The organism is Frankia sp. CoWAU3 (assembly GCF_977971855.1).
On record NZ_CDWWXB010000095.1, the window covers coordinates 1 to 12305 of the forward strand.

11 protein-coding genes and 2 pseudogenes are annotated in these 12305 nt (G+C 69.9%); 11 read left to right on the forward strand and 2 right to left on the reverse strand.

All coding sequences use genetic code 11. From position 1 onward, the window contains the following. Nucleotides 1-231 precede the first annotated feature (231 nt). From AC08ON_RS10405 to AC08ON_RS10415, 3 genes and pseudogenes are all read left to right on the forward strand, one after another. A complete protein-coding gene (locus tag AC08ON_RS10405) occupies nt 232-2472 on the forward strand; it encodes an McrB family protein (protein WP_476607358.1) in 2241 nt (746 codons plus the stop codon). Next, nucleotides 2451-3422, forward strand: a pseudogene (locus AC08ON_RS10410) (McrC family protein); the annotation flags it as partial. The gene AC08ON_RS10405 and the pseudogene AC08ON_RS10410, both read left to right, overlap by 22 nt. A gap of 46 nt (nt 3423-3468) precedes the next feature. Then, entirely contained in the window at nt 3469-3699 is a 231-nt protein-coding gene (locus AC08ON_RS10415; protein ID WP_198537833.1) for a hypothetical protein, read from the forward strand. A gap of 131 nt (nt 3700-3830) precedes the next feature. Here AC08ON_RS10415 and AC08ON_RS10420 read toward each other — a convergent pair. Next, nucleotides 3831-4460, reverse strand: a pseudogene (locus tag AC08ON_RS10420) (carbohydrate ABC transporter permease); the annotation flags it as partial. Between the two features lie 88 nt (nt 4461-4548). Here AC08ON_RS10420 and AC08ON_RS10425 point away from each other — a divergent pair. From AC08ON_RS10425 to AC08ON_RS10435, 3 genes are all read left to right on the forward strand, one after another. Next, nucleotides 4549-5241, forward strand: a complete 693-nt coding sequence (locus AC08ON_RS10425; protein WP_476607357.1) for an AIM24 family protein — start codon at nt 4549-4551, stop codon at nt 5239-5241. 373 nt (nt 5242-5614) lie between these two features. Beyond that, entirely contained in the window at nt 5615-6094 is a 480-nt protein-coding gene (gene bfr, locus AC08ON_RS10430) for a bacterioferritin (protein ID WP_011437205.1), read from the forward strand. A 400-nt stretch (nt 6095-6494) separates the two neighbouring features. Beyond that, nucleotides 6495-7106, forward strand: coding sequence for a superoxide dismutase (locus AC08ON_RS10435; protein ID WP_011437204.1), 612 nt, complete (start codon nt 6495-6497; stop codon nt 7104-7106). A gap of 758 nt (nt 7107-7864) precedes the next feature. On the opposite strand, the gene AC08ON_RS10440 is transcribed toward AC08ON_RS10435, so the two are convergent. After that, nucleotides 7865-8014: a hypothetical protein gene (locus AC08ON_RS10440; protein WP_476607356.1), complete on the reverse strand. Its 150-nt coding sequence runs from the start codon at nt 8012-8014 to the stop codon at nt 7865-7867. A gap of 103 nt (nt 8015-8117) precedes the next feature. On the opposite strand from AC08ON_RS10440, the gene AC08ON_RS10445 reads away from it, so the two are divergent. The 5 genes from AC08ON_RS10445 to AC08ON_RS10465 all read left to right on the forward strand — a co-directional run bounded on the left by AC08ON_RS10445 (nt 8118) and on the right by AC08ON_RS10465 (nt 12057). Next, nucleotides 8118-8633, forward strand: a complete 516-nt coding sequence (locus AC08ON_RS10445) for an alpha/beta hydrolase (RefSeq protein WP_476609989.1) — start codon at nt 8118-8120, stop codon at nt 8631-8633. Nucleotides 8634-8743: 110 nt separating this feature from the next. Further along, nucleotides 8744-9049 carry a hypothetical protein gene (locus AC08ON_RS10450; protein ID WP_476607354.1) on the forward strand — a complete coding sequence of 102 codons (306 nt, stop codon included), beginning with the start codon at nt 8744-8746 and terminating at the stop codon, nt 9047-9049. Between the two features lie 12 nt (nt 9050-9061). Continuing rightward, complete coding sequence (locus AC08ON_RS10455; protein WP_476607353.1) at nt 9062-9232, forward strand: hypothetical protein; 171 nt, start codon at nt 9062-9064, stop codon at nt 9230-9232. Between the two features lie 39 nt (nt 9233-9271). Continuing rightward, entirely contained in the window at nt 9272-10924 is a 1653-nt protein-coding gene (locus AC08ON_RS10460; RefSeq protein WP_476607352.1) for a hypothetical protein, read from the forward strand. A 332-nt stretch (nt 10925-11256) separates the two neighbouring features. Further along, on the forward strand, nt 11257-12057 hold the full coding sequence (locus AC08ON_RS10465; RefSeq protein WP_476607351.1) for a glutamate ABC transporter substrate-binding protein: 801 nt from the start codon (nt 11257-11259) through the stop codon (nt 12055-12057). The last annotated feature ends 248 nt before the right edge of the window (nt 12058-12305 follow it).

Sequence of the window (12305 nt, forward strand, 5' to 3'; positions counted from 1 at the left end):
GCCGGCAGGCCCGCCGGGGGCGACGGGCGTTCGGTGCGCGAGGCGTGTGGACGGCGACAGCGGGAAACGGACGGCTCGATACCTCTCCGGACGGCCTGGCTGGCTCACCAGAATTATCACTCTAGGTAGTGGAAGTTTCGTTCGCTATGAGTGCTTCGTCGTTGTCTGATGACCTGATGAATAATTGCTCCCGATCAGATTCTGCGGGTGGATCGTCTCGGGGGCGGGTGCATGGCGGATCAGCTAGAGATCATCGGCGGGCTGCTGTACCGGGTTATGCGGATCTTGGCGGAGGTCGGCGAGGCGTCTCCGGACGAGCTGTGGATGCGGATGCGTGCGTCCGATGCTGGCGCCGATCCCGGATGGCGGCGCGGATCAGGTGACGACCCGCGGAGCGCCGTCGCAAGGAAACGCGTCCTGCGGGGCGCTGTCTACCTGGCCAGGGCCGGTTATCTGAGTGAGAGTAACCGCCGGTGGCAGGCCACCGGAATCGGCCGGGATGCGTTGCGGGCGTTCCCGGACCAGGCCGCGTGGTGGCGTGATGTCACGGAGCACAACACTTACTGGCGGGAACACCGGAGCAGCCTTGGCCTGGTGGACGACGTCCTCGCGGTGCTGCCCGAACAGACCTGGGTCAGCGTCACGGATCTCTCGACGGTGGCCGATCTGACGGTCGACGGCCTCGTCCGCCATCTGTGCGGCTCCCGCCCCGAGGGCTGGTCGCGCGTACTCGACCCGGCGGGCCGGCCGCCGCGCGAGGCCCGCTTCACCGAGGACGAGTATCGCGACTGGCTGGACTGGTTCGAGGTCGAGGTCGGCGACCTGACGGCGGGGCGGGCTGCCGGCGAGCTGCGGCTGCCGCTCGACGACCTCCGCATGCTCGTCGAGTCCATCGCGCCGGAGCGGATCCCTCGCCGGGCCTGGCTGGTGCGCGGCGCGGACCGGCGTGGCCGTTCGCTGGCGCGGGATCTCTGGCTGGCCGACGAGGTCTGTTCCCTGCCCGGTGACCGGCTGGAGGTGCGGCCCGGGGTCGACCGGGAGCAGGTGCGCCGGGCGGTCGACCGCGAACACGCCTCGCTCACCTCGGCCCGGCGCGGCCGGCTCACCAGCGAGTACCACGCCTTCCTGAGCCGGATGCGGGAGAACGACCTCGTCGTCGTGAACGACCGTGACGAGTACTACGTCGGGGAGATCCTCGGACCGCCGGTGTTCGTCGCGAGCGTTGGGGGCGTCGCGGACCTGCAACGGCCGGTCCACTGGCGCAACGCCGACGAGCCGGTGAACTACCTCGATCTACCCGATCGGGTGGCGGCCCTGCTCGGCAACGCGGAAGCGCGTATCGTCGATCTTTCCGATTTCGTCGCCGACCTCGACGCCCTGGTGCCCGCGCCCGCGCCGGTGGCATCGATCGCGACGACGGGGGCCGCCCCCCAGAGCGCCGACGCCGACCTCGCCGGGCAGGCCCTCGGCGGGGACGATCTGCGCGAGGTCACGGACGAGTTCGCGGACAGCCTCTTTTACAGCCGGGACTGGTTGCGCAGGTGCGTCGAGCTTCTGCGGGACCGGCCGCAGCTTATCTTCTACGGCCCGCCCGGCACCGGCAAGACGTACCTCGCCCGGCGCTTGGCCTGGCATCTCGCCGACGATCGGCGCGAGAACGTCACCCTCGTCCAGTTCCATCCGTCCTATATGTACGAGGACTTCTTCCAGGGTTTCCGCCCGGTGCAGGTGAAGGGCGGCGACGGTGACGCGGCCACCACCAACCGGATGTCCTTCGAGCTCGTGGACGGTCCGCTGCGCCGGCTCGCCACCGCCGCCGAGCTCAATCCCCGCCAGGCGTTCTTCCTGATCATCGATGAGATCAACCGGGGTGACCTGGCCAGGATTTTCGGTGAGCTGTACTTTCTGCTGGAATACCGCGGGGAGGCCGTCACCACCCAGTACGCCTCCGCGGACACGCGCGACTTCCAACTACCGAAGAACCTGTTCATCATCGGCACGATGAACAGCGCGGACCGTTCGATCGCCGCCTTCGACCAGGCGCTGCGCCGGCGGTTCACCTTCGTCGGGCTCCATCCGGACGTCGAACCGACCGCGTCCGTGCTGCGCCGCTGGCTTGCGGCAGGCGACCTGCCCGACGAGGCGGCCCGCCTGCTCGGCGAGCTGAACCGCCGCATCGACGACCCGGACGCCCGCATCGGCCCGTCCGTCCTATCTGATGCGCGACCGCGTCCACCAGAGTGCCGACGGCCTCGACCGGGTGTGGGAACATCAGATCCTGCCGCTGCTGGCCGAACACCACGTCGGCGAGACCATCGACCTCGCGGCCCGGTACGGCCTACCGGCGCTGCGGCAGTCCCTCGGCCTGGCCGCGGTGGTTCCGGCCGCGGTGGTTCCGGCCGCCGGAGCCCCCGCGAACACCATCCCCGGCCCCGCGGCAGGCTGATGCCATGCTTGCACCGGTGGAGCTGACCGAGGGCGCCGGGTGGCAGCGGCGGAAGCTGAGCCCGGGCCAGGCCGATGCGCTCGATGCCAGCGAGGTGGCGCAGGTGCGGCAACGGCGTGCCGACGGTACCTGCGAGGTCAAGGACAACGCCCTGGTCGGCACCGTGCGCCTCGGGTCGGGCGAGGATGCGTTCGAGGTTCGCATCCGACCCAAGGTCACCATCCGCCGTCTGCTGTTTCTGCTTGGCTACGCGCAGGATCGCGGCAGGTGGTTCGAGAACGAGGTCCAGGCGGCGGAGGAACCGGATCTTCTGCCCGCGGTCGCCGTGGCGTTCGCCCGAACCGCCTCGCGGGCGCTCGCGCACGGGGTGCCGCGAGGCTATCGGCAGGTGGATGCGGCGCTTCCCGTCCTTCGCGGCCGGCTGCGCGAGTCCGCGCAGCTCCGGCAACGGTCCGGGGTGATGTTCCCCCTCGAGGTGCGCTATGACGAGCGCACCGTCGACACCGCCGAGAACCGGTTGCTGCTCGCAGCCACCCGCTCGCTGCTCGCCCTGGCCGGGGTGGCACCGGCCACCGCCCAGGAGCTGCGCCGTATCGCCGCCGCCCTGGACGGTGTGGCCGAGCCGGCGCACGGCCCCGTCGAGCCGCCGGACTGGGTGCCAACCCGGGTGAACGCGCCCTACCATGCGGCGCTCCGGCTCGCCGAGACGGTCTTGCGCTCGTCTTCCTTCGAACGGGAAGACGGGGAAACGCTCCGGGTGGACGGCTTCGTGGTGAAGATGTGGGAGGTCTTCGAGGACTTCGTGACCCACGCCGTCGACGAGGTCCTCACCCACCGCGGCGGTGAGGTCCGCCTGCAGGACCGCACCCACCACCTCGACGAGGACCGGACGCTGGAGATGTGCCCCGATCTCGTGCTGTACCGGCCGGAGGGCCCGGGCGGGCGGATGATCCCGGCGGTTGTCCTCGACGCGAAGTACCGGCTTGCGATCCGACAGGGCGCGCGCACACGTGTACCACCAGATGATCGCCTACTGTGCCCGGCTCGGCGCCCGGCAGGGACGGCTCGTCTACGCCGGCTCGGAGCGGGCCGACGGCCAGCCCGGCGGTCGTGGCGACGTCATCCGGAGCCGGATCGGGGGTCCCGCGCCCATCGAGCTCGTGACGTACGTGCTCGACCTGAGGCTCCCCCTGGCCGAGTTGCGGGCCAGGATCGAGCGGATCGCCGACGATATGGTCACCCCGTCCGTCTGACGGAGCTCTCCGATCTCGCGGCCCACTTTCGCGGCCCACCTTGGATCGCCGTCACCCGGCCGGCCGGCTTCCTTTGGATAGGCAAGAGGCAAGAGGCGAGGAGGCTGCCGCCGGGAAACGGGGCCGCGCGGTCAGCGCAGGCCGGAGCGCACGAACGCGTCGACGACCTGGCGCTGCAGGACCAGGTAGAGGGCGAAGACGGGCAGGCAGGCAAGGCCGGACCCGGCCATCACGGCGCCCCAGTTGTCGCCCTCGAGGGTCAGGAAACCGCGGATGCCCAGCTGGATGACGGAGTTAGCCCGCTGCAGCGCCAGCGCCGGCCAGAAATACTCGTTCCAGGCGGTGATGAACAGCAGGATCGACAGCGACGCCAGCGCCGGGCGCAGGTTCGGCACGACGACCGTCCACAATGTGGACCATGAACCCCGCCCGTCGATGCGGGCCGCGTCGAGCAGCTCCCGGGGGAAGGCCTGCATGTGCTGGCGGAGCATGAGTACCGCGAGCGCCGAGCACAGGTTCGGCACGATGACGCCGGCCAGCGTGTTCAGCAGGCCCAGGTTCGACAGCACCAGGTAGTTCGAGATCATCGTCACCTGGAACGGGATGAGCCAGGTGGCCACGAACGCCAGGTAGAACAGGGTCCTGCCGCGGAACTCCCAGGCGGCGAAGGCGTAGGCGGCGAGCAGGGACATCATGAGCTGGCCGGCGGCGGTGACGGCGGCGATCGTGAAGGTGTTGGCGAGCAGCACGCCGATGTCGAGACGTCGCTACGACCGTTTGACCCCGCCCCGCCTTATTCCCGTCGGTATTCCTACCGGTGTGGCCCGAACGGGTATGGATGGGCGTTGAATGGAGGCCATGAGCCAGCCACTCGCCACCTTCGCGGGGGGCCCCGCCGCGGGCCCCCCGTTCGCCCTGGAAGAGGGCGATCGCATGCTGCGGGTACGCCTCGACGGCGGCGAGATGTACGCCAAGCAGGGATCCATGGTGGCCTATCGCGGCCGCGTCGACTTCGCCTACAAGGGCCAGGGAGCCGGTGGATTCCTGCGGCGGGCGGTGACTGGTGAGGGCCAGGACCTGATGAGGGTCGCCGGCCACGGAACCGTCTGGTTCGCCGAGTCCGGGAGCCACATCTCGGTCTTCACGCTCGACAACGACAGCCTGACGGTCAACGGCCGCAGCCTGCTCGCGCTGGAGTCCGGCATCCGCTACAAGGTCACCACGACGTCCGGCGGCATCGGAGCCATGATCGCCGGTGGGATCTTCAACACCGAGGTTTCCGGCAGCGGCGGCGTCGCCGTGCTGTGCCTGGGCGCTCCCCTGGTGTTGTCGACGGACGAGCCGGTCTGCGTCGACCGGGATGCCGCGGTCGCCTGGACGGCGGGCGTGCGTACCCGGGTGGTCTCCTCGTTCAAGATAGGCAACCTCGTGGGGCGTAGCTCGGGGGAGCTCGCGCAGATCGAGTACTCCGGTCGGGGGGGATTCGTCGTCGTCCAATGTGGTGAGACGCCGGCCGCCGGGACCGGCACCGACCGGCACTGAACCGACTGCCGGCAGGGGCTCGCCTGGTCGGCGCGAAGTCGCCGCGGGGGAATGACGCCATGGTTATGACGGTTCGTCGCACGCTGCCCGCACGCTTCCTCTGTGCAGGATTTCTATCCTACAGTAAAACTTGCCTGCACTTACGTTCATGCGGATGTGAGGGGTCCGGGTTCAGGTTCGCTGCGAAATCCGTATCCGTGTGGTGTGCTGTCCGCTGGAGGTTCCGCCCGTCGGCTCGCGCGGACCGTCGCAGGTCATCGCCGCTGGTTGAGGCGCCACGACGGGTCGATCAAGCGGCGCGGGACGGGGCACTCCCTCGGTGTGATGACGAACGACGTCCGGCCGGCGATGCCCGACGGGAGGTGGAGGTTATATGGTGACGCGTGGTGACGCGGAAATCATCGAACTTCTGAACAGCGTGCTGACGAACGAGCTCACGACCGTCAACCAGTATTTTCTGCACAGTCGTATGCAACGTAACTGGGGATATCGACGGATCGCCGAGCACTATTATCACGAGTCAATCGACGAGATGAAGCACGCGGATCAGCTCATCGAGCGGGTGCTGTATCTCGGCGGTCTGCCGAACTTGCAGCGTCTGCACACGCTGCGTATCGGGGAGACGGTGCCCGAGCAGCTCGAGGTGGACCGGTCCGGGGAGTTCGAGGCGGTTGACCTGCTGCGCCGGGGGGTCGCACTCTGCCGGGAGCGGGGCGACGTCGGATCGGCCGTGCTCCTCGAGCGGATCCTCGTCTCCGAGGAGGAGCACATCGACTGGCTCGACGCCCAGCTGGAGCTGATCTCCCAGCTTGGTGCGGCCCATTACCTCGCCCAACAGATCCATGAGGAGTAGCGGAAGGTAGTGGATGGTGGCGATGAATGGCGGAGTAATCCCGTTTTCGTTTCTTCGTCGTTACGAACTGTTGTTGGCGATGTGAGCGGGCCGATCCTTTGAGTGTCATGGTGTCGGGTCTCGCCATGCAGGACCCATCCGACTGGCGATAGTGTCCAGTCGGGGGGATCGCGCGGAGGATCGCGGAGGATCGCAGCAGCGAAGCCGACCGTCCACAGGGTGCCGTTGAGGCGGTGCCGCGGGAGAGGGGAGGGGAGAGCCGATGAGCATCGCCAGGTTCTGTCCGCCTCCTCCGCCCCGGGTGGCCGCCGGCTCCACCGCACCGCCCATCTGACCTCCGAGAGCTCCACGCGGGGACTCCTCGGATGAATTCCTTATGAATGGAAAGGATCGTGCGCTAGTGGCGACGTACACGCTGCCGGACCTGAACTACGACTACGGTGCTCTGGAACCGTCCATTATCGGGCAGATAGTCGAACTGCACCACGACAAGCACCACGCGACCTACGTCAAGGGTGCCAACGACACTCTTGAGAAGATCGCCGAGGCGCGCGACAAGGGCGACTTCGGTGCCATCGTGGGCCTGGAGAAGACGCTCGCCTTCAACCTTTCCGGGCATATTCTCCACTCGATCTACTGGGAGAACCTCTCGCCGGACGGCGGGGACAAGCCGGACGGTGCGCTCGGTGAGGCCATCGCCGCCGACTTCGGTTCCTTCGACGCCTTCAAGGCGCAACTGAACGCGGTGACCACCACGGTGCAGGGCTCCGGGTGGGGCGTCCTGGCCTACGACGCCACCGCGCAACGTCTGCTCATCGAGCAGGTGTACGACCACCAGGGCAACGTCGGCGTGGGCAACACCCCGCTGCTCGTGTTCGACGCCTGGGAGCATGCCTGGTACCTGCAGTACAAGAACGTCAAGGTCGACTACGTGGCGGCCCTGTGGAACGTCGTCAACTGGGCCGACGTGGCCGCCCGTTTCGTGAAGGCCAAGGGCGCGGCGGCGGCCTGACCGTGCGGGCTGGTTCCCCGACGCACAGGACCGTGCTCGGAGAGCCGAGATAGTTGATCATCAAACGTGCGCGAAAAATGTGTACGGATCACGGCAAGGGCAGCGCCTACGGCGGTGCCCTTGTCGTCGTTTTCCGGTGTTTCGGGGCGGGGGCCACGAGGTCCGGTCACCGGCTTCGCGGCCGGCTTCCCAGCTGACCTTGCCGCCGGTCCGGCCGACCGAACACCTTTCGGTCGACGTCACGTCAGCGTCGGGTCGGCGTGTCGTGGAGTGATGTACGACACACCGTGAACGGCTTGACGGCTTCCCTTCCCGCTACGCAGGGTAGTATGCATGTTCGTGGACGTGCTCCGGCCCGATCGACGCCAGTCCGAGATCCTCCCGTCGCCGTCGTCCTGGCGACGTTGTCGCTGATCTGCCGGCGGCCCCGAGCCGAGCGATCCGTCCCGGCCGCGGGCGGCCAGCGGTCCGGCATCCTCCGCAGCCCGATGAGCTCCTGACGTTCGCCGGCAGGCGACGTGCGGCAGCCGCGTGTTCCTCCGGTCGCCGGGCCGTCGGACCGATCATCGGCGGGCCGGACACCTTCCCTCTCCCAGCCTTTCAAGCCCTCTCCGCGTCCTCAAGCCCTCCCCGAGTCTCCGAGGCGAGATCAACGACTGATGTCGCCTCGACGCCGCGCACGCGGCACGTCCGGCCCGTCTGCCGCGACGATCCGTTTCGTCCGAAGGAGATCTGGCGCCGATGCCGTCGCCGACCACTCAGTTGTCCGTCGATGATCCACGGATGGCCTCGCCCACCTCGTCCGCGGCGGGCAGGCAGTCCCGCGCCCGCACCATCGTCGGTCCGCAGCGGGGCAACTCCGTCGTGCCGACCGCAGGCAGGCCGGCCGCGACACCCATCGCACCCATCGTCTCTCCGGCGTCCACCGCCGTCCCGGCCGCGACCCCGGTTCCGTCGACGCGTCGGCTCCCGGCAGCCTCTCCCGCCTCCGGAGGGGCATCCGGGGAATACGTGCGTGCCGTGGTCGCGGTGCTGCTCGGGCGCGGTGAGCAGGCCGGCCCGTTCCACCTTCTCGCCGATCGGCTCGCGCTGGACGGCTACCTGGTGACCGTCGTTCCCGACGGTGGCCGCCGGGTGCCCGCGGTGGCCGAGAACCGGGTGCCGGGCGTCCCGTTCGTCCTCCTCGGTTCCGACACAGGGGCCCTCGCGGCGCTGGCGATGGCCGCCTCCCCCGCGGTACGTCCCGACGGTGTGATCCTGGTCGGCCTGCCGCTCCTGCAGGTTCCCGTCGCGGGGGTGGCCATCGAGGAACCGTTGCCGCGTGCCCTGCCCGACCTCCCGATCCTGCTCATCCACGGTGCGCAGGACGAGGTCAGCCCGCTACCCCTGATCCGGATGACGACGCGCACCGCGTCCCGGGCGGAGCTCGTGGTCGTCCCGGGCGGCCACGACGTGCTGACGGGTCCGGGGCGTCGCAGCGTCGCCGCGCGGGCCCTGCTCTTCCTGGAGTCCCTCCGCGAGGCCTGATCCCGGCGGGTCTGCCGGCCCGGGGAGGGCAGCGGGTCGTGATCGCCGCCGCCCGCATACTCGGCATGACCGTTCGGCCCACTCGGTAAGGGCCGAACGACCAGCCGGGCGTGACATCCGGCGGATCGGCTGGTCCGTCCCGGCAGGGCACTGTTGACGGCACCGCCGCCGGACCCCTGCGGGTCCTGAAGATGCCCAAACCCGTCGTGGTCGGATCCGTGGACCTGCGACGGCGACAGGCACGGGAAGACGCCTGCCAGACCGAGGCGGCCCTCAACCGGCGGCTGGCGCCGGACGTGTACCTCGCCGTCGCGGGCGTCCGCGACGAGGCCGGCCTCCTGCGCGATCATATGGTCGTCATGCGTCGGCTGCCCGTCGCGCGCCGACTGACGACGCTGGTCGAGCGGGGCGGGTGAGTTGATCCACAGTTGCGTGACCTCGCGCGCCGACTCGCGGCGTTCCACGAGAGCTGCGAGACCCCGGCCCGGATCGGTGCGGCGGGCAGCCTGGCGGCTATGCAGGCTCGCTGGCTGGACCTGCTGCGCGCCGAGGAATGTTCCCGCCGGTTCCGGCGATACGAGCCCCTCGTCGTTGCTTAGAGTAATCGGATCGGGGTAAAGCGCGTACGCTTAGTTGCCGTGACGGCTGTAACGTCGCTGCCGCCCACGCAGAGTGGGGGAGCCTCCCCGGCCGGTCGCCGAGCGACCGTGCGTCGTCGCCGTGGCGGTGGGGAGCCCGGTGGCCCGGGCGGCCCGCGAGCGCGGTGGGGCACGCGGCTCGCGCGGGCCGTGCTGGGCATCGCGGCGCGATGCGACGCGGGTGTCCGGCTCGTCGGGCTGCTGGCGTTTCTCGTGGTCGCGCTCGCGCTGTTCGGGTTGACGCTGCACGGAGTGGTCACTCATCGGCTGGACGCGACCGACGGCCTGGTGAGCCGGCACGGCCGAGCGCTCGCCACGGCTCAGGAGCTGCGGGCCGCCCTCTCCCAGGCGGATGCCGCCGCGGCGGCGGAGGTCTTCGCGCCCGTCGAGCTTCTCGTCGGCAGGGGAGAGTCCGCCGCCGAGCTGCGGCAGCGCTATGACCGGATCAAGAACGGTGGGCTGTTCGAGGCGAGTGTCGCCGATGCCGCCCGTGACGTCCTGGACCTGCGCCGGCTCGACCCGGCCCTGTGCGCCGCGGACCCGCCCTGGTCCGACCCCGTGGCGCCGCCACCCGGACCCGACGGCGCGGGGACTCGGCCGTCGTCCGGGCGGATCGCCTCGTCGTGCCCCCTGGACGTGCTTGCTGGCGGCATTCCCGTCTACAACGGGATGGTCGAACGGGCCCGGGCGAACAACCGGGCGGGGCTGTCCGTCGGCGAGGCCAACCTGCGGGCCGCCTCGACGATGATGCGCACGGAGATCCTTCCGGCGACCGAGGTGCTCGTCGCCCGGTACGCCGACGCGGTGGACACCGCCTACCAGCAGGCCACCGGCTCACGGGGTGAATGGGCGATCGTGAGCACGGCCGCCCTCGCGATCATCGCGCTCGTCGGCGTCCAGCTGCTTCTGGTCCGACGCACGAACCGACTGGTCAACCCGGGCCTGCTACTCGGCACCGGGTGCATCCTGGCCACGGTCACCTGGACCGCGGTCGCCTTCGGGACCCAGCAGACCCGTCTTGACACCGCGCAGGACTCCGGGTATCGACCGATGATCCTGCTCGCCCGATCGAAGACCCTGGCTCTGGAGGCACGGGTCGATGAGAACCTCTCGCTGACAGCGCTCGGCAACGGCACCCGTTTCGACGAGCACTTCGCCTGGGTGACCCGAGGCCTCGGCTTCGACGTGACCGGTGACCGCCTACCGCCCGAACCGGTCACCCGTCGTGGTTCGCTCGTCGTCGCCCTCGACGCGCGCGGGGGAGCCGGGATACCGGCGGGACTCGAGAGCGATCTGCGCTCCTGGCTGCGTATCCGGGCCTCGGTGGTGGCTCTGCTGGCCTCGTCACCGGACTCGGTCGTCGCGGCCGCGCGAGGACCGGGAGACGCCGGCTCCTCCGTCGGGGATCCGCGTTCCTCCGACACGTTCGGACAGGCGGTGACCCGGACCCTCGGGCCGGGCACGACGGCGTTCACCAGCTTCCTCGGCAAGCTCGACGTCGCGATCGACGCCGCCCGGGGCAGATTCGAAGGAGATGTCCGCCGGGCCGCCGCGGCGTTGCGCGATCTCGAGCTGGCCGGCCCGGCACTCGTCCTCACCGCGATCGTCGCGGCCGCGGCGGGGATGTGGCCCCGGCTCCGGGAGTACCTGTGAGCCCGCCCGGCCGGACCGGGCGCCGGACCGGGCGGACCACCCGCCGGCACCCTTCCATCCCGACGGGGGCAGTGGGCCCGGTGCTCGGGGGGATCCTCGTCGGCTGCATGGTCCTCGTGGGCGGTACGGGCTGCAGCACCGCCCGTAGCCCCCTTCCGCTGGAGGCCGCCCCGATGTCGCCATCACCGGTGCCGGACGCCGAGCCCACGCAGGCGTCGGCGGGATCGGCCAACCCGGATGGAACCTGTCGCCGAGATGGCAGACCGCTCCGGTCGAGCGAACCACCCCTCACCCCGATGCCTCCCCCCGGCCGGATGCCGGTGGGCAGCCGCATGCGCGCGATCGCGCGGGACCGCGGCTACCTGCGCGTGGGCATCGCCACCGACGCGCCCCCGGCCGGGTTGATGAACTGGCGTACCCTGCGACTGGAGGGGTTCGACGTCGGCATAGCCCGCGCGGTCGCCGCGGCCATCTTCGGCGCTGAGCGGGTCGACGATCATGTCCAGTTCCGTGCCGTCACCACCTCCGAGCGGGAGGACCTGCTCCGTTCCGGCATGGTCGACATGCTCGTGGCCACCATGACCATCACCTGCGAGCGCAAGCGGCAGGTCCGGTTCTCCGACGTGTACTACGAGTCGACCCTGCGGTTGCTGGTTCGGGAGAACGCCGGATTCCGCGGTATCGCCGATCTCGTCGGACGGCCGGTCTGCTCGTCGGCGGGGAGCACGTCCAGCGAGAAGCTGGCGCAGCTGCCGGCGCCGGGACCCCGACCGGTGACCCGGGCCCGCCTCGCGGACTGCCTGGTCGCGCTCCAGCACGGTGACGTCGACGCGATCGTCGGCGACGATGTCCTCCTCGCCGGACTGGCCGCCCAGGACCCCTACACGACGGTCCTCGGGCCGAGCGCCTTCGGCGCGGACCTCGAAGCCGGCGGCCGGCTCGACGAGCCCTACGGTATCGCCATGCCGATCACCGGGGACACGGCGGGAGACGACGAGTTCGTCGCGTTCGTCAACGGCGTGCTTCGCGAGATCATGCTCGACGGAACCTGGTCCCGCCTGTATGAGGAGTGGCTGCGACCGGGCCTACGCGTACCCGGCCGCCCCCCGCTGCTCGACGGTGGCCGTCCCTGACCGGGCCGTGAACTGGCGGGCCGGGCGAGCCACGAGATCGAAACCGGTGATTCATGATGAATGACGCGCACCCGAGCCCTGGTACCCGAGCCCTGGTACCCGAGCCCCGATGGTTGTCACAGTTCGGACGGTAGACCGACAAGCCGTGCGCTGGCGTCCCAGAGCTGGTGGCAGCGCGCGACGTCGGTGGTGTGCGATGCGGTTATGACCGTCTCGTGCCGGACGAAGAAACGCCCGCTGACACCATT

Excerpts from the sequence above, each read along its gene's own strand:
- AC08ON_RS10405 (WP_476607358.1), top strand. The coding sequence starts at position 232 with ATGGCGGATCAGCTAGAGATCATCGGCGGGCTGCTGTACCGGGTTATG.
- bfr (WP_011437205.1), top strand. The coding sequence starts at position 5,615 with ATGGTGACGCGTGGTGACGCGGAAATCATCGAACTTCTGAACAGCGTG.
- AC08ON_RS10465 (WP_476607351.1), top strand. The coding sequence starts at position 11,257 with ATGCGCGCGATCGCGCGGGACCGCGGCTACCTGCGCGTGGGCATCGCC.
- AC08ON_RS10415 (WP_198537833.1), top strand. The coding sequence starts at position 3,469 with ATGATCGCCTACTGTGCCCGGCTCGGCGCCCGGCAGGGACGGCTCGTC.
- AC08ON_RS10440 (WP_476607356.1), bottom strand. The coding sequence starts at position 8,014 with ATGGGTGCGATGGGTGTCGCGGCCGGCCTGCCTGCGGTCGGCACGACG.
- AC08ON_RS10425 (WP_476607357.1), top strand. The coding sequence starts at position 4,549 with ATGGAGGCCATGAGCCAGCCACTCGCCACCTTCGCGGGGGGCCCCGCC.